The 19423-nt window shown below is 67.3% G+C and carries 16 protein-coding genes and 1 pseudogene; 8 read left to right on the forward strand and 9 right to left on the reverse strand.

Translation table 11 applies throughout. The features are described 5' to 3' along the window. Positions 1-24: 24 nt before the first annotated feature. From J2W22_RS19845 to J2W22_RS19880, 8 genes are all read right to left on the reverse strand, one after another. Positions 25-591 (reverse strand): hypothetical protein, encoded by a 567-nt coding sequence (locus J2W22_RS19845; RefSeq protein ID WP_307120008.1) that lies wholly within the window; start codon positions 589-591, stop codon positions 25-27. Continuing rightward, on the reverse strand, positions 588-1172 hold the full coding sequence (locus J2W22_RS19850) for a hypothetical protein (RefSeq protein WP_307120009.1): 585 nt from the start codon (positions 1170-1172) through the stop codon (positions 588-590). Before J2W22_RS19850 ends, J2W22_RS19845 begins: the two co-directional genes overlap by 4 nt. 13 nt (positions 1173-1185) lie before the next feature. Further along, entirely contained in the window at positions 1186-1749 is a 564-nt protein-coding gene (locus J2W22_RS19855) for a hypothetical protein (protein ID WP_307120010.1), read from the reverse strand. A gap of 40 nt (positions 1750-1789) precedes the next feature. Then, complete coding sequence (locus tag J2W22_RS19860) at positions 1790-2341, reverse strand: hypothetical protein (protein ID WP_307120011.1); 552 nt, start codon at positions 2339-2341, stop codon at positions 1790-1792. Between the two features lie 68 nt (positions 2342-2409). Further along, the gene (locus tag J2W22_RS19865; RefSeq protein WP_307120012.1) at positions 2410-2970 is read right to left on the reverse strand and encodes a hypothetical protein; all 561 of its coding nucleotides are present in this window, start codon (positions 2968-2970) and stop codon (positions 2410-2412) included. A gap of 117 nt (positions 2971-3087) precedes the next feature. Continuing rightward, complete coding sequence (locus J2W22_RS19870) at positions 3088-3687, reverse strand: hypothetical protein (protein ID WP_307120013.1); 600 nt, start codon at positions 3685-3687, stop codon at positions 3088-3090. Positions 3688-4092: 405 nt separating this feature from the next. Beyond that, on the reverse strand, positions 4093-5889 hold the full coding sequence (locus tag J2W22_RS19875; protein WP_307120014.1) for an IlvD/Edd family dehydratase: 1797 nt from the start codon (positions 5887-5889) through the stop codon (positions 4093-4095). A gap of 10 nt (positions 5890-5899) precedes the next feature. Then, on the reverse strand, positions 5900-7045 hold the full coding sequence (locus J2W22_RS19880; RefSeq protein WP_307120015.1) for an aldose epimerase family protein: 1146 nt from the start codon (positions 7043-7045) through the stop codon (positions 5900-5902). A gap of 145 nt (positions 7046-7190) precedes the next feature. On the opposite strand from J2W22_RS19880, the gene J2W22_RS19885 reads away from it, so the two are divergent. Continuing rightward, positions 7191-8498: a sugar MFS transporter gene (locus tag J2W22_RS19885; RefSeq protein WP_307120016.1), complete on the forward strand. Its 1308-nt coding sequence runs from the start codon at positions 7191-7193 to the stop codon at positions 8496-8498. 73 nt (positions 8499-8571) lie between these two features. Here the strand turns inward: J2W22_RS19885 and J2W22_RS19890 are convergent, their stop codons facing one another. Next, positions 8572-9312: a FadR/GntR family transcriptional regulator gene (locus J2W22_RS19890; RefSeq protein ID WP_307120017.1), complete on the reverse strand. Its 741-nt coding sequence runs from the start codon at positions 9310-9312 to the stop codon at positions 8572-8574. A gap of 158 nt (positions 9313-9470) precedes the next feature. Here J2W22_RS19890 and araD1 point away from each other — a divergent pair, with 158 nt between their 5' ends. The 7 genes and pseudogenes from araD1 (at position 9471) to J2W22_RS19925 (ending at position 19398) form a co-directional block, all read left to right on the forward strand. Then, on the forward strand, positions 9471-10463 hold the full coding sequence (araD1, locus tag J2W22_RS19895; RefSeq protein ID WP_307120018.1) for an AraD1 family protein: 993 nt from the start codon (positions 9471-9473) through the stop codon (positions 10461-10463). Continuing rightward, positions 10463-11392 carry a Gfo/Idh/MocA family protein gene (locus J2W22_RS19900; RefSeq protein ID WP_307120019.1) on the forward strand — a complete coding sequence of 310 codons (930 nt, stop codon included), beginning with the start codon at positions 10463-10465 and terminating at the stop codon, positions 11390-11392. Before araD1 ends, J2W22_RS19900 begins: the two co-directional genes overlap by 1 nt. A gap of 55 nt (positions 11393-11447) precedes the next feature. Beyond that, positions 11448-13004 (forward strand): alpha-N-arabinofuranosidase, encoded by a 1557-nt coding sequence (locus J2W22_RS19905; protein WP_307120020.1) that lies wholly within the window; start codon positions 11448-11450, stop codon positions 13002-13004. Beyond that, a complete protein-coding gene (locus J2W22_RS19910) occupies positions 13004-13996 on the forward strand; it encodes an arabinan endo-1,5-alpha-L-arabinosidase (protein WP_307120021.1) in 993 nt (330 codons plus the stop codon). Before J2W22_RS19905 ends, J2W22_RS19910 begins: the two co-directional genes overlap by 1 nt. A gap of 4 nt (positions 13997-14000) precedes the next feature. Then, positions 14001-15020 (forward strand): annotated as a pseudogene (locus J2W22_RS19915) (glycoside hydrolase family 43 protein); the annotation flags it as partial. 2 nt (positions 15021-15022) lie between these two features. Then, positions 15023-16375 carry a glycoside hydrolase family 27 protein gene (locus J2W22_RS19920; protein ID WP_307120022.1) on the forward strand — a complete coding sequence of 451 codons (1353 nt, stop codon included), beginning with the start codon at positions 15023-15025 and terminating at the stop codon, positions 16373-16375. Positions 16376-16500: 125 nt separating this feature from the next. Beyond that, the gene (locus J2W22_RS19925) at positions 16501-19398 is read left to right on the forward strand and encodes a TonB-dependent receptor (RefSeq protein WP_307120023.1); all 2898 of its coding nucleotides are present in this window, start codon (positions 16501-16503) and stop codon (positions 19396-19398) included. Positions 19399-19423 lie beyond the last annotated feature (25 nt).

Below are 19423 nucleotides of genomic sequence, written 5' to 3' on the forward strand. Positions count from 1 at the left end.
TCTCCTGGGAACGGGAGCGGAGCCTCAGTCGGCCACCTGGACCTCGAGGACGATCTCGTCGGTGTAGTTGCCGGCCACGAGCGGAGCCCCGCCGCTGGCCAGGGTGAAGAGCACGGCGAGTTCGCCCGAACGGGGGCCGCTCGCGTCGATCACGATCGGCGTGCCGTCATCGGTATTGCGATCGGTCTGGTCGGAACCCCAGCGGATGCCGAGCCGGTAGGGCAGCAGCTGGCGGAAGGGCGCGACACTGGCCACGGCGGCCCCTTCGCGGCGCAGCCCGCCATTGCCGCTGCGCAGGATGATCCGGTGCGGCGCGTTGCAGATGACCGGCAGGGCGACCTGGATCGCGGCCGCCAGCGGCGTCGCGTCGTTCAGGCTGGCGAGCTGGTCGATCCGGATGCGTCCGGTGCCGGACGATACGGGGTCGAAGCTGGCATTGGTGCCGCTGGTGCCGGCGGGCGGCTTCATCAGGCAGGCGGCAGGCGCCTCGCCGATGAGGTCGAGATGCGCGGTGACCGGCTGGGGCTGGCTCTGGGCCAGGGCAGCCGCCGGAAACAGTACCAGCGCTGCGGGTAGCAGGGGCCTGATCATTGCTGCGGCTCCAGGGTTATGCGCAGCGTGTCGCCATAGGTGCCGGCGACGAGCGGCGCGTTTGCGCGATGGTTGGTGGCGCCGGCGTCGATCTCCAGGCGGAGCTGCAGCGTGCCGGTCGCGGTATCGCTGACGAACAGCGTGCTCTCGGACATCCGGCGCAGCCGGGCATCGGCGAACAGCGCGAGCGTCTGCGATGCCCAGAGCAGCGTGGCGCGATAGGGCACCGCGTCGCCGAACCCCTCGGGTGCGCCGCCGCTGCGCTCGCCCGTGCGCCACAGCCCGTTGTTCTGGCTTTCCACCCGCAGCAGGTGCGGGAAGGCACAGACCGCGTCGAAGCTGATCTCCGTCGAAGCCGGCCGGGTCGACAGCGTGGTGCTGTCGACCAGCTGGTCGATCGGCAGGCTGTTGCCGTTGATGCCGCGGAAATTGGCCTGGGCGCCGCCCAGCCGCGGCGCGCCGAGTGTGCAGGTGCCGGGCACCTGGCCGGTGACGTCGAACGGCCGGACCTCGCTGGCCGTCTGTGCGACCGCGGGGAGCGGAAGCAGGACTGCGATCGCGAACAAGGGGAGACGGCGCATGTCGGGCACTCCCTCAATCGGCCACCGACAGCGTCACCGTGACCGCGCCGCGGTAAAGCGGGTCGGAGACGAGCCGCAGCCCGGTGCCTCCGCCAGTCAGGAAGTTGTCGAGCGTGATGGTGATGTCGCTCTGGAACGCGGTGTCGCGGTTCTGCGAGGCGGCGGGATTGGTGGCGGCGCCCGTGGTGAAGACCGCGGATGTCGGGCTCCAGCCGCTGGCGGTGGCGCGGTAGTTCACCGTCCGCGAGAAGCCGGCGGGCGGCGTGCCTGTGGCGTTCTGCGTCAGCAGCGGCGTCGCATCCACCGAGATCACGCTGCGGCTGCTGCAGAATGCGCCGGTCAGCGTCCGGGTCGGCGCGGGCAGGTCGGTGCGCAGCAATCCCGTGGAGGTATCGATGAGCACGCCGAGATCGATGTTGCTCCCGCCCGTCAGGGTCCCGCCGAAGCAGAGCGACGGCACGGTGCCGGTCACGGTCACCGTTCCGGTGGACGAGGTGCCGGTGGTCTGGGCAATTGCCGGTGCGCAGGTGACCAGCGAGGCGGTCAGGGCAGCGCGGAAGATCATATGCTTGTTCATGCTTGCCTCCCAAGGCGGTCTGGTGCGGTGCCCGGCGGGATCAGTCTCCGCCGCCACTGAAGTTGGGTGTGAGGGTCACGATGACCTGGCCGCCATAATTGCCGGCGACGAGCAGGCCGCTCCCCGGCGTCGAGGACTGGGACAGCGTCACCCGGATGTTGCCCGAGAAGAGCCCGACATTGACGGCGCTGCCCGCACCCGGGCTCGCGGCCAGCGAGCTGTCGTTTGCGGACGTGCTGTTGGCGGCGGCGGTGGCGAGATAATCGACTCGCGTGTCGAAGCCGGAGATCGCCGGGCCGCCATAGTCGAGGTTGAGCAGCGGCTGCGCCTCGACGGTCATCGTCGCGGCGGTGCCGTTGCACCAGCCCACCAGGTCGCGGAACTGGTTGTCGACACGGGTCGTGTCGAGCTTGCCGGCCGCGGCGCCGGTGCCGCTCTGCGAGATTTCCCCGAGCGCGATGACCGCGGAGGGGACGGTGAAGAGGCAGCGATCGGCGACGGATCCGTTCACGTTCACCGTGCCGCTCGACTGTGCCATTACCGGGGTCGCGACCAGCGCGGCCGGAACGGCGAGCAGGAAAGAGATGCGCATAGTCGTTCTCCCAGAGGAAATGTCTGGACGAGGGAGGAGAGGGGGCGGCCTCCCTCGCCCAGCACGGGTCAGGCGGAGGGGCTCACGGTGAGCGCAATGACGCCTGAGTAATTGCCGGCTTCCAGCATGTCGGTGGCGTTGGTGGTGTTGCCGTTGGAAACCGTGACGGTGATGTTGCTCGCCGTATTCGCCAGGTGATCGCCGACCAGCGCGGTGGTCGCGCCGACGACGTTCGACGTGTCGATTGCCGAGGTGGTGCCGCCACCTGCCTTCGAAGCGGCCATCGTCGCGGTATAGTGCACGGTGTTGGTGTAGCCCGCGGTCGGGGAGACGATCGCGGAGTTGACCAGCGCCGATGCATCGACCGAGATCTGCGGATTGGCACTCGTGCAGGTGACCGTGAACGAACGGCTCAGGCCGCCGACATTGCCCGAGAAGGTCGGGTTGACCTTGCCGTCGGCGACGGCGAGCTCGCCCAGGTTGATGCTGCCGTTCAGGCCGCCTGCCGAGGTGCACTTGGCGGCGACCGTGCCGGTCACCGTGACATTGCCCGACACGCTCTGCGCGGCTGCCGGGACCGCCGCGAACGCCGAACCGGCGAGAAGGGCGGTGAACAGTAGCTTCTTCATGTTGCTCTCCTTTGAAGTCGGACAGACGAGGCCGGGGCCGGCGCGACTGCCATTTTCACTTGCTTAGAAGCCCGGGGTATCTGGCGCCGGCCGCCGGGCCGAACCGGCAGGTCGCCGTCAGGGCGATGCGCTGAGCGTCACCGTCAGGACGTCGGAATAGGTACCGTTCACCAGCGCCAGGGCGCCGGCATAAGGGGGGGCGGCGACGCGCAGGTAGGAGCCCGCCTGCATCGTCGAGGGGGCCGGGAGGCGAAGTCCCTGCGAGGTGTTCGCCGGGCCGCGGAAGCTGCAGCTTGACCCGGTCGGCAGCGTCGATGCGGGGCAGGTGGCGTCCGCCGTCGTGCCGCCGCCGGTGCCGACCAAGTGCAGGCTCACATTATAGGGTGCGAGGACCGTGTATCCGGTCGGGGCGGTTCCCGTGGTCAGGAGTCCGCCATTCTGCGACACCACTGCGACACGCGAGGGGCCGGTGCAGTCGAGCACGAACGAGAAGTCGTGCGCCAGGCCGTTCACGTCGAAATCATTCTGGTTGAAGGAGCCGTTCGGGGCGCTAGCGAAGCCGCATCGGCCGCCGACCGAGGCCGTAACCGGGATCGACAGGACGATCTGATTGGGCGTGCGGCCCGAGTCAGGCGAATAAGCGGTGGTCTGGGCCGAGGCGGTGTTGATCCACGCCGTCGTGCATACCGCGATTGCCAGATGCGTACGTGTGCGCATGTCCTCACCCTTCTGGTACGCGAGGCCATCGGCACCGCGTCTGACAGAAGGAATGGTGAACAAACTGTTAGGTGGAACCTGTGGTTGTTCCCATGTCGGTAATTGCGTAGTGCGCGACTAATACACCGGGATAATATCTTGAGATTGCTGGATTTAAGGTCGGGCCCGGAATCCCGGGGAGAACCGCGTCCCGAATCGGTGCAAACCTGAAACTCAAATTCCGCCGAAATGGTGCAGTGCTGTTCGGGCCTGTTTTACGGCCTTGCTGCGAAAGGATGCGCGATTCCGCGCCCGGTTAACCAATTCGCACAGTAAACTCGGCGTGACCGTGGCAGATTTTGCCCTGGTCACGCCGGTTTTCGAGTCGCCGGCCGCCCCGAGTCGCGGAGCGGACTGACGGATGACTCAGTGATTGTCGCGGGGCAGCCCCCTGGTCTGTGCGATCTTCTGGTACTTCTCTGCGCCTTCCAGGATCGCGCCCGTCTCCATCTGGCCGACGATGCCGCGCTGGATCTCCTGCCAGGGCGTCTGCGAGGCCGGGTAGGGGAAGCCCCCTGCCGCGGCGAGCGCGCTGCGGCGCTCGGCCAGTTCCTCGTCCGGGATCAGCACATCGGCGGTGCCCTTGCGCAGGTCGATCCGCACGCGGTCGCCGGTGCGGATCAGCGCGAGCCCGCCCATCGCCGCGGCCTCGGGGCTGGCATTGAGGATCGAGGGGCTGCCCGACGTGCCCGACTGGCGGCCGTCGCCGATACAGGGCAGGGCGTGCACGCCCTCGCGGATCAGATAGGCGGGCGGGCGCATGTTCACCACTTCGGCCGCGCCCGGATAGCCGATCGGCCCGGCGCCGCGCATGAATAGCAGCGTCTCCGGCGTGATGCCGAGCGCGGGATCGTCGATCCGGTGGTGATAGTCCTCCGGCCCGTCGAACACCACTGCGGGGCCTTCAAAGGCTTCCGGGTCCTCGGGATTGGAGAGGTAGCGCGCGCGGAACGCCGCATCGATCACGCTGGTCTTCATGATCGCCGAGTCGAACAAATTGCCGCGCAGCACGATGAAACCGGCCTCTTCCCTGAGCGGTGTCTCGAACGGGCGGATCACCTTCTCGTCCTCGATCGTCGCATCGCGGCAATTGTCACCGATCGACTTGCCGTTGGCGGTGACCGCGCCTTCGTGGATCAGCCCCTGGCGCATCAGCTGCGCGACCACCGCGGGCACGCCGCCGGCGCGGTAATAATCCTCGCCCAGATACTCGCCCGCTGGCTGCAGGTTTACCAGCAGCGGCACGTGATGGCCCTTCTCCTGCCAGGTATCGAGCGGCAGCTCGACACCGATATGGCGGGCGATCGCATTGATGTGGATCGGCGCGTTGGTCGAACCGCCGATCGCCGAATTGACCACGATCGCGTTCTCGAACGCCTCGCGCGTCAGGATGTCCGAGGGCTTGAGGTCTTCGGCGACCATCTCGACGATGCGCTTGCCGCTCTCGTACGCGACTTCCTGGCGGTCGCGATAGGGCGCCGGGATCGCCGCCGAGCCGGGCAGCGACATGCCCAGCGCCTCGGTCAGCGAGTTCATCGTCGTCGCGGTGCCCATCGTGTTGCAATAGCCGGTCGAGGGCGCCGAGCTGGCGACGAGGCGGATGAACTCTTTCGCCTCGATCTCGCCCGCGGCGAGCATCTCGCGCGCCTTCCACACGATCGTGCCCGAGCCGGTCCGCTCGCCCTTGTGCCAGCCGTTGAGCATCGGGCCGACCGACAAGGCGATCGCCGGGATGTTCACCGTCGCCGCCGCCATCAGGCAGGCCGGGGTGGTCTTGTCGCAGCCCACGGTCAGCACCACGCCGTCGAGCGGATAGCCGTAGAGCAGCTCGACCAGCCCGAGATAGGCGAGGTTGCGGTCGAGGCCCGCAGTCGGCCGCTTGCCGGTCTCCTGGATCGGATGGACCGGGAATTCGAGCGCGATGCCGCCCATCTCGCGGATGCCCTCGCGCACCCGCTCCGCCAGCACCAGGTGATGGCGGTTGCACGGGCTCAGGTCGCTGCCGGTCTGCGCGATGCCGATGATCGGCTTGCCCGACTGGAGCTCCTCCAGGCTCAGCCCGAAGTTGAGGTAGCGCTCCAGATAGAGCGCGGTCATGTCGATATTGTCGGGATTGTCGAACCAGGCGCGCGAACGCAGCTTGGGCTGGGTGTCAGAGGTCATGCCAATTCCGTTACTGGGTTACCGAGAGGCGGTAGACCATGACGTGCCGATAGGGCTTGCCGGGGTCGACGCGCGCGGAGACGAAGCCCGGCTGGTTGGGGGCGTCGGGGAATTTCTGGGGCTCGAGCGCGATGCCGTCGCCCTGGCGGTAGAGATGGCCCGACTTGCCGTAGAAGGTGCCGTCGAGGAAATTGCCGGTGTAGAACTGCACGCCCGGCTCCGTGCTGAGCACTTCGAGCACGCGGCCGGAAGCGGGGTCCTCGAGCCGCGCGGCGAGCTCGGGCTTCGCCGTCACGCCCTTGTCGAGCGCGAAATTATGGTCGTAGCCCAGGCCGAAGCGGATCTGCTCGTCGCGGCCGTCGCGCAGGTCCTGGCCGATCAGCCGGGCCTTGCGGAAGTCGAACACCGTGCCCTCGACGGCGCGCAGCTCGCCGGTGGGGATCAGCTTGGCATCGACCGGGGTATAGGCCTTTGCCGGGATGGTCAGCAGATGCCCCATCGCGCCGGTGGGCGAGCCTTCGCCGGCCAGGTCGAAGATCGCATGGTTGGTCATGTTGACCACCGTCGGCTTGTCGGTCGCCGCGTCATAGCTGATCGTCAGCGCGCCGCTCTCGTCGAGGGCATAGGTGACCTTCACCTCGAGCTTGCCGGGATAGCCCGAATCGCCGTCCGGGCTGGTCAGCGCGAACACCACGCTGGCGCTCGGCCCGCTGTTCACCGAGACGATCCGCCACACCTGCTTGTCGAAGCCCTTGCCGCCGCCGTGCAGCGAATTGGTCTTGTCGTTGAGCGGCAGCTGGTAGCTCTTGCCGTCGAGCGCGAACTTGCCGCCGGCGATGCGGTTGGCATAGCGCCCCACGGTCACGCCGAAATAGTTCGGGCGGCTCTCATAGGCTTCGGCATCGTCATAGCCGAGCACGACATCGGCGATCTTGCCCGCCTTGTCCGGCCCCTTGAACGACTGGAGCGTGGCGCCATAGCTGAGGATCCGCGCCGACACGCCGTGCGCGTTGGAGAGGGTCACCGCCTCCACCACCGTGCCGTCCTTGAGCTTGCCGGCATTCTCGCGCCTGGCGTCCGCCGCCTGCGCGGCTCCCACCCATGTCAGCGCTGCCAGGGCCGTCGTTGCCAGTGCTGCCTTGCCAAAGCGACGCATAGTCTCTCCTAATGGTCCGAATGCGCGCCCGTTGACGCGCGCCACGGCTCTTTATAGTCTGACAAAAAATAGAAGCGCAAGCTGGCTCGAAGTCGCATATGCGAAGGCTCGACCAGCGGGTCCCACACAGGAGAAGATCAGGAAAATGCCAGCGCCCATCAATGCAGCCCCGGCGGCGGGCACCCAGTCGGTGCCGCGGGCCGGCGGCTACGGCCCCGCGCTATCGCTGCTCGCCAGCCTCTTCTTCATGTGGGGCTTCATCACCGTCATCAACAACACGCTGCTGCCGCACCTGCGCAGCGTGTTCGAGCTCAGCTACACCCAGACCACGCTGATTGAGAGCGTCTGGTTCATCGCCTATTTCGTCGCCTCGATTCCCTCGGCCAAGCTGATCGAGCGCATCGGCTACCAGAAGTCGCTGGTGATCGGCCTGCTGATCATGGCGGCGGGATCGCTGGGCATGATGCTTGCCGCGAGCATTCCCTCCTATGGCGTCACCCTGGCGATGCTGTTCGTGATCGCCAGCGGCATCACGCTGCTCCAGGTCGCGGCCAATCCCTATGTCGCGGTGGTCGGCAAGCCCGAGACCGCCTCGTCGCGGCTCAACCTCGTCCAGGCGATGAACTCGGCGGGCACGATGCTCGCCCCGGCGTTCGGCGCCTATCTCATCCTCGGCCGCTCCAAGGGCGGCACCGCCGAATCCGGCACGGTGCTGACTCATGCCGAGCGGCTGGCCGACGCCCAGTCGGTGATCCTGCCCTACGGCCTGGTCGCGGTGGTGCTGATCGTCCTCGCGGTCGTCATCGCGCGCTTCCCGCTGCCGGCGATCGGATCGGCGACCAGCCGCGTCTCGCGCGAGGAACGCAGGAAGCATTCGCTGTGGAAGCACCGCAACCTGGTGTTCGGCGTGCCGGCGATCTTCATCTATCTGATCGCCGAGATCGGCGTCGCCAACCTGTTCGTGAACTTCGTCAGCCAGCCCGACATCGCCAACCTCACCCATGAGCAGGCGGGCAAGTATCTCACCTTCCTCTGGGGCGGGATGATGGTCGGCCGCTTCGTCGGGTCGGCGCTGATGCAGCGCATCCGGGCGGAGACGGTGCTGGCAGGCTGCTCGATCGGCGCCTTCGCGGTGATGCTCGTCACCGTCTTCGCGCACGGCGAAGTCGCGATGTGGTCGCTGATCCTGGTGGGCCTGTTCCACTCGATCATGTTCCCCACCATCTTCACGCTCGGCATCCGCGGCCTCGGCCCGCTCACCGAGGAGGGCTCGGGCCTGCTGATCATGGCGATCGCCGGCGGCGCGCTGGTGGTGGTGCAGGGCTGGCTCGCCGACCAGTATGGCCTGCAGCTGTCCTTCCTGCTCACTGCGCTGTGCGAGGTCTATGTGCTGTTCTACGCGCTCTGGGGCGCCAAGCCGACCAACGCATTGCCCGATCAGCACGCCGCCTGATCCGGGCACGCGCCGAACAAAAAAGCCCCGCCGGCAACGGCGGGGCGTTTTCGGTTCAGCCTGTCGAAACGGCTCAGCCCATCGAGCTGCGGGTATCGTCCAGCGCCAGGTCGACGAGCAGGCGCATCGCTTCGCTGGCCGCATCGCCGTCGCCCGCCACTATCGCGTCATAGACGCGGACGTGATCGGGGATCGGGTTGCGCGGCAGGGTGCGCGAGCGCTGCTTGAACTGGGTGGTCCAGGCCACCGCCGCGCCGATGCTGGCGCTCAGCACGATCAGCGCGTCGTTGCCGGTCGCGTGCAGGATCGCATTGTGGAAGTCGCGGTCGGCCGAGCGTCCGGCATCGGTGGCCAGCGTCTTCTGGCGCATCTCGGCCAGCGCCGCCTTCATGATCTTCAGATCGTCCTTGGTCCGCCGCTCTGCCGCCAGGCGCGCAGCGGCGGGCTCGACGATCGCGCGCAGCTCGAACAGGTTGCGGATGAACTCGATATCGGGCTCGCCGGTGAACGCCCAGGCGAGCACGTCGGGATCGAGCAGGTTCCAGCGGCTGCGCGGCAGCACGCGGGTGCCGGCCTTGGTGCGGCTCTCCACCAGCCCCTTGGCGGCAAGCACCTGCACCGCCTCGCGATAGGCGCTGCGCGATACGTTGAGCGCTTCGGAAAAGGCGACCTCGGCCTCCAGCTTGTCGCCCGGCGCATATTCGCCCGAGACGATCGCCGATCCCAGCTTGTGCGCGATCGCGCCATGCAGGCGCCGTCCGGTGCCGCGCTTCGGCTTTTCGCCTTCGTTATCCTGGCCTTCGTCCTGCATCATTTGTCGTTGTCTGCCCTCTCTCCTGCATCCTTAACAGCCGCGACGAACAAGCGGAACGAAAGATTGCCTCTGGCGCTCGACTGAAATATGTCGGACTAATAATCGAGTCAAAGCGACCGGGGTAAAGCCGGCCGCCCAGGGTCCATCTAGGAGAGGTTATGCGTTTTCGCCTGTTGCAGCATCGTGATTCGGAAGGCGTGCGGTCGGTGATCGCGGCGCGGGATGCACGGGCGACTCTGGTTCCCGGTGTGGCGAGCGTGCGCGAACTGGCGCTCGACGCGATCGCAAAGGGCCAGACGCTGGCCGAGGCGGTGGCGTCGCGCGGCGAAGGCGCGGAGATCGACCTGGCCGCCGAGCTTGCCGCCGGCCGCCTGCTCGCGCCGATCGATCATGAAGATCCCGCGCATCTGGTGATGACCGGCACCGGCCTCACCCATCTCGGCTCGGCCGAGGGGCGCGACAAGATGCACCGCGAAGCCGTGTCCGCCGAGAAGCAGACCGATTCGATGCGGATGTTCCTGGAAGGGGCCGAGGGCGGCAAGCCTGCGCCCGGCCAGGTCGGCCAGCAGCCTGAGTGGTTCTACAAGGGCGACGGCTCCCAGCTCGTCGGCCCTGGCGCGCCGCTGACCATGCCCGCCTTCGCCCAGGATGGCGGCGAGGAGCCCGAACTGGCTGGCATCTACCTGATCGGTCCGGACGGCACCCCGCATCGCCTCGGCCTGTGCCTCGCCAACGAGTTCAGCGACCATGTGACCGAGCGGCACAATTACCTCTGGCTCGCCCATTCGAAGCTGCGCCAGGCCGCGCTCGGCCCCGAGCTGCTGGTCGGCGAGGCGCCGAGCGACGTGCGCGGCGCCAGCCGCATCCTGCGCGACGGCGCGGTGCTGTGGGAGAAGCCGTTCCTGTCGGGCGAGGACAATATGTCGCACAGCCTCGCCAATCTCGAGCATCACCATTTCAAATATGCCAGCTTCCGCCGTCCGGGCGACGTTCACGTCCATTTCTTCGGCACCGCGACTCTGTCCTTCGCCGACGGCGTGCGCACCGAGCCGGGCGACGTGTTCGAGATCGAGGCGGCGCCCTTCACCCTGCCGCTGCGCAACACGCTCGCCCGCGCCGACGAAGCGCCGGTCGAAGTGAAGGCACTCTGATGGCCGCGCCGATCCGCATCGCGATCGTCGGCATGGGCAAGATCGCCCATGACCAGCATCTTCCCTCGATCGCCGGCGACGACCGTTTCGAACTGGTCGCGACGGTCAGCTCGCGCGGGGAAGGGGTGGGCGCGCTGCCGCACTACCGCACGCTCGACGAACTGCTCGCCAGCGACATCGCGGTCGATGCCGTGTCGCTCTGCACCCCGCCCCAGGTCCGCTACGATCTCGCTTCGGCGGCGATCGCGGCCGGCAAGCATGTCTTCCTCGAGAAGCCACCCGGCGCGACGCTCGCCGAAGTGGCGATGCTCGAGGCGCAGGCGGCCGAAGCGGGCGTCACGCTCTTCGCCAGCTGGCATTCGCGCTATGCCGCCGGTGTCGCCCCGGCCAAGGCCTGGCTCGCCGATCGCAGGACCCTGGGCGCCGCGATCGTCTGGCGCGAGGATGTCCGCGTCTGGCATCCCGGCCAGGACTGGATCTGGGCGCCCGGCGGGCTCGGCGTGTTCGATCCGGGCATCAACGCGCTGTCGATCGCCACGGCGATCCTGCCGGCCTTCTTCCTGGTCGACGGCACGCTGTCGCTGCCCGCCAATCGCGAGGCGCCGATCGCCGCCGACCTGAAGTTCCGCGATGCCGCCGGCGCACCGGTGACCATGGACCTCGATTGGCGCCAGACCGGCCCGCAGAGCTGGGACATCAGCGTCGAGACCGATGCCGGCACGCTCAGGCTGGAGAAGGGCGGGGCGGTGCTCACTTTGCCGGGCGGCGAACCGCAGGTGGCCGCGGATCGCGAATATCCGGGCCTCTACGCCCGTTTCGCCGATCTGGTCCATGCCGGTGCGCGTGACGTCGATACCGCGCCGCTGCGCCTGGTCGCCGACGCGTTCCTGCGCGCGCACCGTAAGTCGGTCGAGCCGTTCGTCGAATGAATGCGGCCGTGGCGTGCCGCGGTCTTTCCGAGAACAGAATGTTGGGAGAAGAGGGATGAAGAAGCTCTGGAGCGCGATCGTAGTCGCGCTGCTGTCGACGGCGACGCCGGTCCTCGCGCAGGATGCGCCCGCGCCGGGCGAGGCGACTGCCACGCTGCATGCCGACACGCCGGGCCCGGTCTATGACCGGCGCATGTTCACCCAGTTCGCCGAGCATCTTGGCAATGGCATCTATGGCGGCCTGTGGGTGGGCCGCGATTCCAAGATCCCCAACACCCGCGGCTTCCGCAACGACGTGGTCGCGGCGCTCAAGCAGCTCGGCGTGCCGGTGGTGCGCTGGCCGGGCGGCTGCTTCGCCGACGAATATCACTGGCGCGAGGGCATCGGCCCGCAGGCCCAGCGCCCGGTGAAGATCAACACGCACTGGGGCGGCGTCACCGAGCCCAACACCGTCGGCACCCACGAGTTCATGGACCTGATGGAGCAGATGGGCGCCGAGCCCTACATCGCCGGCAATGTCGGCAACGGCACCGCGCGCGAGATGGCGGAGTGGGTCGAGTACATGACCTCGCCCGCCGGCAGCCTCGCCGACGAGCGCGCCAAGAACGGCCGCAAGGCGCCCTGGGCGGTGCCCTATTTCGGCGTCGGCAACGAGCTGTGGGGCTGCGGCGGCAACATGCGCCCGGAATTCGCCGCGGACGAGACGCGCCGCTACGTCACCTTCATCAAGGCGCCGGCCGGCACCAAGATCCTCAAGATCGCCTCGGGCGCCAATGTCGACGATTATCGCTGGACCGAGACGATGATCCGCGAGGCGGGCAATCTCGTCGACGGCCTGTCGCTCCATTACTACACCATCCCCGGCGGCTGGCCGCCCCGTGCCTCGGCCACCGATTTCGGCGAGGCCGGCTGGGCGGAGACGCTGTCCGAGGCCAATCGGATGGACGAGCTGATCACCAAGCATTCGGCGATCATGGACAAGTACGATCCGCAGAAGCGCGTCTTCCTCGCGGTCGACGAATGGGGCACTTGGTACAAGGGCGATCCGGGCACCAATCCGGGTTTCCTGCGCCAGCAGAACACGCTGCGCGACGCGCTGGTCGCCGCGATCCATCTCAACATCTTCGCCAAGCATGCCGATCGCGTGAAGATGAGCGCGATCGCCCAGATGGTGAACGTGCTCCAGGCGATGATCCTCACCGATGGCGCGAAGATGGTGAAGACGCCGACCTATCATGTGTTCGAGCTCTACAAGCCGTACATGGACGCGACGGTGCTGCCGATCGAGGTCAAGTCGCCCTGGTATGCCAAGGACCGTTGGACGATGCCCTCGGTCTCGGCCTCGGCGGTGCGCGACAAGGCGGGCCAGGTCCATGTCGGTCTCGCCAATCTCGATCCCAACCGCGCCGTGCCGGTGCGCGTGTCGCTCGCCGGGGTGAGCGCGGGCACCGTGTCGGGCCGGATCATCACGGCGCCGGCGATGAACGCCTATAACGACTTCGGCGCGCCGGAGGCGGTCACCGCGGTGCCGTTCAGCGGCGCGCTGCTGAGCGGCGGCGTGCTGACGGTGACGCTGCCGGCCAAGTCCGTGGTCATGCTCGACCTCAAGTGATGCGCTTCGAGCTCGCTATCGCGGGGCTGCTGCTCGCGGCACCCGCCGCCGCGCAGGACGCGTCGCCGCTCAACACCCGGTTGAGCGGCGACATCGCCCCCACCCACGATCCGGTGATCGCGCGCGAGGGCGACACCTATTATGTCTTCGGCACCGGGCTGAGTTCGAAGACCTCGAAGGACCTGGTCCACTGGACCGCGGGCAAGCGCCTGCTCGATGCATTGCCCGAATGGGCGGTGCGTGCGATCCCCGGCGCCACGGATGCCTGGGCGCCCGATATCGCCTTCGTGAACGGCCGCTGGCGCCTCTATTACGCCGTCTCCACCTTCGGTTCGAACCGCTCGGCGATCGGCCTGGCGACGAGCCCGACGCTCGATCCTGCCGCCCCTGGCTATGGCTGGCGCGACGAGGGGCTGGTCCTCCAGTCGAAGCCGGGCGACGACTACAACGCGATCGATCCCAATTTCGTGGTCGATCGCGAAGGGCGGCACTGGCTGTCCTTCGGCAGCTTCTGGGGTGGGCTCAAGCTCGTCCGGCTCGATCCGAAGACCGGCAAGCCGCTCGATCCCCGGGCCCCGCCGCTGGCGATCGCGCGGCGGCTCGTGCCTGCGGGTGCGCCGGCACCGGTCGAGGCGCCGTTCATCCTCGCGCATGGTGGCTGGTACTGGCTGTTCGCCTCGTACGACTATTGCTGCAAGGGCACGAATAGCACCTATTATACCGTCGTTTCCCGCGCGAAGTCCCTCAAGGGACCGTATCGGGGTAAAGACGGCAGCCCCATGTTGCAGGGCGGCGGCACCGTGTTCCTGCGGGCCGATCTGCCCGAGAAGCAGCGCTTCCGGGGGCCTGGCCATCCCGGTTTCCTGCATGACAAGGACGGCGCAGATTACGTCGTCTATCACGCCTATGATGTTGAAAACAAAGGGACGCCGACCCTGCGGATCGCCCGGATCCGCTGGGGCAAGGACGGCTGGCCCATAGCGGAGGATTGACCCGATGACCCTGCTTACCCGCCGCGGCTTCGCCGGCAGCGCCGCGCTGCTCGCCGCCGCCCCCGCGCTCGCCAAAAAGCCCGGCATTATCAATCCCCTGGTCCGCCAGCGCGCCGACGCCCAGGTGTTCCGCCACACCGACGGCAGCTATTATCTGACCGGCTCCGTACCCGAATATGACCGGCTGGTCCTTCGCCGCTCCAGGACCCTGGCCGGCCTCGCCACCGCACCCGAGCGGGTGCTCTGGCGCCACCTCGCCAGCGGTCCGCTCTCCGGCTTCATCTGGGCGCCCGAGATGCACCTGATCGACGGCCGCTGGATCATGTATTTCGCGGCGGGCCCGAGCGGCGGCGGCGAGGACGTGTTCCGCATCCGCACCTATGCGGTCGTATGCGACGGCGCCGACCCGATGACCGGAGAGTGGAGCGTGCTCGGCCAGCTCGAGACGCCCTGGGACAGCTTCAACCTCGACTCCACCTCCTTCGTCCACCGCGGCACCCGCTACCTCGCCTGGGCGCAGCGCGAGCCGGGGATCGAGACCAACAGCAATCTCTATCTCGCCCCGCTAAAGACACCGCTGACGCTCGCGGCCAAACCCGCGCGCCTCTCGGTCCCCACGCTCGACTGGGAGATCCAGGGCTTCAAGGTGAACGAGGCGCCAGCGCTGCTTGCCCGCCACGGCAAGCTCTTCATGACCTATTCCGCCAGCGCTACCGATGCGCGCTACTGCATGGGCATGCTCACCTGCCGCGACGATGCCGACATCATGGACCCGGCCAACTGGTCCAAGTCGCCGGTGCCGGTGTTCAAGTCCTCGCCGAAGAACAAGGTCTGGGGCCCGGGTCATAACAGCTTCACCACCGACGAGCGTGGCCGTGACATGCTGGTCTTCCACGGCCGCGATTACGAGAAGATCGAAGGCGACCCGCTGTTCGATCCCAATCGCCACACCCGCGTCCAGCCGATCCGCTACCGGCCCGACGGCATGCCCGATTTCGGCGAGCCGGTCGCCAACGGGCCGCTGCGGTGAGCGGGATCGCCCGCCGCGAACTGCTCGCGGCGGGGCTGGCGCTGCCCGCGGGCGCGCACGCCGCCGCGCGGGCAGGGGAGGCGCCGCGCCTGCTCGCGCCGACCCCGCCGATGGGCTGGAACAGCTGGAACAGCTTCGCCACGACGATCACTGAGGCGCAGGCGCTCGAGACCGCCGGCATCATGGCCGAGAAGCTGCTGCTCTCGGGCTATGAGGTCTTCACGGTCGACATCCAGTGGTACGAGCCCGGCGCGACGGGCTATGCCTATAGCGCCGCACCGGTGCCGGCGATGGACCAATGGGGCCGTCTCCAGCCTGCGCCCAACCGCTTCCCGTCCAGCGCAGGCGGCAAGGGCTTCGCTCCACTCGCCGCCCGCGTCCACAAGCTCGGGCTGCGCTTCGGCATCCATGTGATGCGGGGCATTCCGCGGCTGGCGGTGGAGCGCAACCTGCCGGTGCTCGGCACCCAGGTCCGCGCCCGCGACGTCGCCGACACCACGAGCATCTGCTCCTGGAACCCCGACATGTACGGCGTCGATATGCGCAAGCCCGGCGCCCAGGCCTGGTATGACGGGGTGTTCGCACAATATGCCGCTTGGGGCGTCGACTTCGTCAAGGTCGACGACATGAGCCGGCCCTATGACGCGCATGCCGCCGAGATCGAGGGGATCGCGCTGGCGATCCGCCGCTCGGGCCGGCCGATGGTCCTCAGCCTCTCGCCTGGCGAGACGCCGCTGGTCCGTGCCGACCATGTCCGTCGCCATGCCGAGATGTGGCGCATCTCCGACGATTTCTGGGACGAATGGCCGATGCTCGAGGCCCAGTTCACCCGGCTCGAGAACTGGAGCCCGCATATCGGCAACGGACGCTGGCCCGATGCGGACATGCTCCCGCTCGGCCGGCTGGCGATGGGCGCGCGCGACACCCGCTTCACGCCCGACGAGCAGCGGACGTTGATGACGCTCTGGGCGATCGCCCGCTCGCCGCTGATCATGGGCGGGGACCTGCGCCACCTCGACGCACCCACGCTCGCGCTGCTGACCAATCCCGAAGTGATCGCGGTGAACCAGGCGAGCAGCGGCAATCGTCCGCATTTCCTCACCGATCAGGCGCGTATCTGGTCGGCGACCGCCGCGGACGGGCGCAGCCCCTATGTCGCGCTGTTCAACAACTCCGGCCAGCCCAGGCAGCTCGGGCTGCCGCTGGCCGCGCTCGGGCTGCCGCGAGGAAGCGCCGTGCGCGATCTCTGGGCGCGAAAGCTGCTCCCTGACGTGGCCGAGGCAGTGCGCCTGACGCTCCCGGCGCATGGCGCGGCGCTGCTGCAGGTGATGCAGCCTAGCCACAGTTAGTCTGACTATTTTATGCTCCTGCTTCCTATATGCCTTGACGTCATCTCGGTGGCACCGGTAAGTCACCTAAAAATATGTCAGACTAAATAGCCGCAAATGACGGCTAGGCTAGGGGAGGTGTGAATATGCGAAAGTCCATCGTGCTCTGCTCGGCTTCGGTGCTGAGCCTGTTGATTGCCAGCCCGGCGCTCGCCCAGACGGCGCCCGTCGCCGCCGCGGATCCGCAGCAGGCGCCCAGCGACTCGGATGCGGCCGCGCAGGAAGGCGAGATCATCGTCACCGGCGTCCGCGCCAGCATCGTCGGCTCGCTCAACGTCCGCAAGAATTCCACCCAGATCGTCGACTCGATCGTCGCGGAGGATGTCGGCAAGCTGCCCGACAACAATGTGATCGAGGCGCTCCAGCGCGTCACCGGCATCCAGGTCACCAACCGCACCGGCGGCGAAGCGGCAGGCATCTCGATCCGCGGCCTTCCCGATGCGCTCACCACGCTCAACGGCCGCAACATCTTCACCGCGGCCGGCCAGGCGTTCTCGCTGCAGGACATCTCGGCGAACCTCGTCAAGCAGGTCGATGTCTACAAGACCCGCGCGGCCGACCAGATCGAGACCGGCCTTGCCGGCCAAGTCGATGTGAAGACCCGCCGCCCGTTCGACTTTGACGGTTTCGCCATCTCGGGCCTCGCCCGCGGCATCTACAACCAGCAGGCTGACAGCTATAATCCGAACGCCGCGCTGCTGGTCAGCAACCGCTGGCACACCGGCATCGGCGATATCGGCGTCCTTGCCAATGTCAGCTACAGCCGCACCAAATTCCGCGACATGACCACCACCGCCGGTGCGCTGGTGCCCTTCGCGACGATGGCGAATCTTCCCGTCGGCAGCGGGGCGGCGAACCTCTGCAATCCGTCCAACCCTGGCGGCTGGTCGCCTTTCGAGCGCATCTTCCCCACCGATTGCCGCGCACCCAATCTTGCCACCCCCGATCCGAACGACCTGGCGACTCTCTGGACTGTGGGCACCGATCGCGGCCTGTCCACCGCGGCGGGCTCGACGCTCAATATCAATGGCGTCGACGTGCCCTATTACCTCTCGCGCGACGCGGTGTTCAGCTCCGATCTCTACGGCAAGCGCGACCGGCTCGGCGCCAATATCGCGCTGCAATGGGCGCCGAACGAAAGTTCGGTCTACACCGCCGAAGCATTCTACACCGGCTTCCGCGGCGAGACGTTCAACAGCCTCCAGTTCAGCTTCGTCGATTTCTGGGCGAATGCGCAGGCGCCGACACTCTATGACGGCACCAACATCGTGAAGTCGCGCGTCGCCAATTCGGTCTATGGCTTCAACAGCGGCGACTACACCAGGAACAAGACCGACAGCTATGTCTATGCGCTCAACGGCGCCTGGGACGTGGCCGAGGGCCATGGCAAGATCGTCGCCGACATCGCCTATCAGACGAGCACCTACAACACCGCCTTCATCGCCATGCGTACCGATCGCGTCGCGGATTCGATCAATGTCGATTTCAACGCGGGCGGTGGCATCCCGTCCTTCCACTTCAACGACGACACCCAGCTCACCGATCCGAGCCGGTGGAACGTCGCCCAGCTCTACGACAATGGCGGCCGCGACAAGGGCAGTGCGCTCACCGGCACGCTCGACGGCGAGTACAAGTTTGACGAGGGCTTCCTGCGCCGGATCAAGGCGGGCCTGCGCGTCGACGATCGCAAGGCCTCCAGTTCGGTCTGTACCCAGGACGCCGGCAATCTCGGCGTGAGCCTGGCCACGCTCGGCACCGACGCGCAGTTCACCAATAGCGGCTTCTTCGACGGCCGCGCCGATGTGCCGACCACCTGGGTGCTGGCCAATGGCTATTGGCTGTACGACAATGCCGACAAGGTGCGCGGGCTCTACGGTCTGAAGACGTCGGACCAGCTCGCGCTGCAGAAGACCTTCGACATCGACGAAATCACGATGTCGGCTTACCTCATGGCGAACGCGGAGGTTTCGATCTTCGGCCGGCCGCTGCAGCTCGAAGGCGGCGTGCGCTACGTCACCGTCGATACCGACTCGCGCTTCTACGATCGCTACAACAATGGCGCGCTCACCCGGGCCTCGAACCATGCCGAGCGCTTCCTGCCGAGCTTCACCGCCCGCTACGCGTTCACCAACAATCTGCGCCTGCGCTTCAACTATGGCGAGACGCTGCGCCGCCCGAACTTCAACGACGTTAACCCGAACTACTCGCTGACGGGCGACCTCACCAATCTCGGCTATGGCAGCGGCACCGCCGGCACCGCCAATCTGAAGCCGACGCATTCGCGCAACTATGACGTAGCGCTCGAATGGTATTTCGACCGCGACAGCGCGATCACCGTCACCGGCTTCCGCCGCGAGATCGACGGGCTGGTGGTGCCGGCTACGGTCCGCGAATATATCCCGAACAACGGCATCGTCGCGGGCGCGACCGATTACTTCGCGATCACCCGGCCGCTCAACGCCTCCAACGGCGTGCTGAAGGGCGTCGAGGTCGGCGTCACCTACTTCCCGCACTATCTGCCGGGCATCCTCAAGGGCCTCGGCTTCGTCGGCAGCCTGACGGTGCTCGACTCGAAGCAGAACATCCCGCGCTTCGACAGCGCAGGCACGCTGGTCGGGCAGGACGAGTCGTCGTTCTTCGGCGTGTCGGACCTCTCGTACAACGCGACGCTCGCCTATGAGCGTGGTCCGGTGGGCGCCCGCGTCTCCTATGTCTGGCGCAAGGAGTTCCTCGCCAACAACGAGGCGCGGCTGTTCGCCAATCCGATCGGCGTGTGGCGCAACCCGGAGGAGAGCCTCGACGTCCAGCTCACCTACAATGTCACCAAGGACATCGGCATCACCTTCGACGCGGTGAACCTCACCAACTCGACCCAGCAGACCTATTACAAGTTCGCCGATGTGGGCGGTCCGAGCCAGTTCAACCTGGGGACGACCCTGCTCTCGCGCACCTTCGCGCTCGGCGCGCGCTTCACCTTCAAGTGAGGTCTCCAGAGCCGGTCCGGTCCCC

The sequence above is a fragment of the Sphingomonas kyeonggiensis genome (genome assembly GCF_030812785.1).
Taxonomy (GTDB): domain Bacteria; phylum Pseudomonadota; class Alphaproteobacteria; order Sphingomonadales; family Sphingomonadaceae; genus Sphingomonas; species Sphingomonas kyeonggiensis_B.

Coding starts and splice junctions, on each gene's coding strand:
- J2W22_RS19885 (WP_307120016.1), top strand. CDS start 7,191: ATGCCAGCGCCCATCAATGCAGCCCCGGCGGCGGGCACCCAGTCGGTG.
- J2W22_RS19875 (WP_307120014.1), bottom strand. CDS start 5,889: ATGACCTCTGACACCCAGCCCAAGCTGCGTTCGCGCGCCTGGTTCGAC.
- J2W22_RS19905 (WP_307120020.1), top strand. CDS start 11,448: ATGAAGAAGCTCTGGAGCGCGATCGTAGTCGCGCTGCTGTCGACGGCG.
- J2W22_RS19925 (WP_307120023.1), top strand. CDS start 16,501: ATGCGAAAGTCCATCGTGCTCTGCTCGGCTTCGGTGCTGAGCCTGTTG.
- J2W22_RS19870 (WP_307120013.1), bottom strand. CDS start 3,687: ATGCGCACACGTACGCATCTGGCAATCGCGGTATGCACGACGGCGTGG.
- J2W22_RS19865 (WP_307120012.1), bottom strand. CDS start 2,970: ATGAAGAAGCTACTGTTCACCGCCCTTCTCGCCGGTTCGGCGTTCGCG.
- J2W22_RS19850 (WP_307120009.1), bottom strand. CDS start 1,172: ATGCGCCGTCTCCCCTTGTTCGCGATCGCAGTCCTGCTTCCGCTCCCC.
- J2W22_RS19910 (WP_307120021.1), top strand. CDS start 13,004: ATGCGCTTCGAGCTCGCTATCGCGGGGCTGCTGCTCGCGGCACCCGCC.
- araD1 (WP_307120018.1), top strand. CDS start 9,471: ATGCGTTTTCGCCTGTTGCAGCATCGTGATTCGGAAGGCGTGCGGTCG.
- J2W22_RS19845 (WP_307120008.1), bottom strand. CDS start 591: ATGATCAGGCCCCTGCTACCCGCAGCGCTGGTACTGTTTCCGGCGGCT.
- J2W22_RS19860 (WP_307120011.1), bottom strand. CDS start 2,341: ATGCGCATCTCTTTCCTGCTCGCCGTTCCGGCCGCGCTGGTCGCGACC.
- J2W22_RS19880 (WP_307120015.1), bottom strand. CDS start 7,045: ATGCGTCGCTTTGGCAAGGCAGCACTGGCAACGACGGCCCTGGCAGCG.
- J2W22_RS19855 (WP_307120010.1), bottom strand. CDS start 1,749: ATGAACAAGCATATGATCTTCCGCGCTGCCCTGACCGCCTCGCTGGTC.
- J2W22_RS19900 (WP_307120019.1), top strand. CDS start 10,463: ATGGCCGCGCCGATCCGCATCGCGATCGTCGGCATGGGCAAGATCGCC.
- J2W22_RS19890 (WP_307120017.1), bottom strand. CDS start 9,312: ATGATGCAGGACGAAGGCCAGGATAACGAAGGCGAAAAGCCGAAGCGC.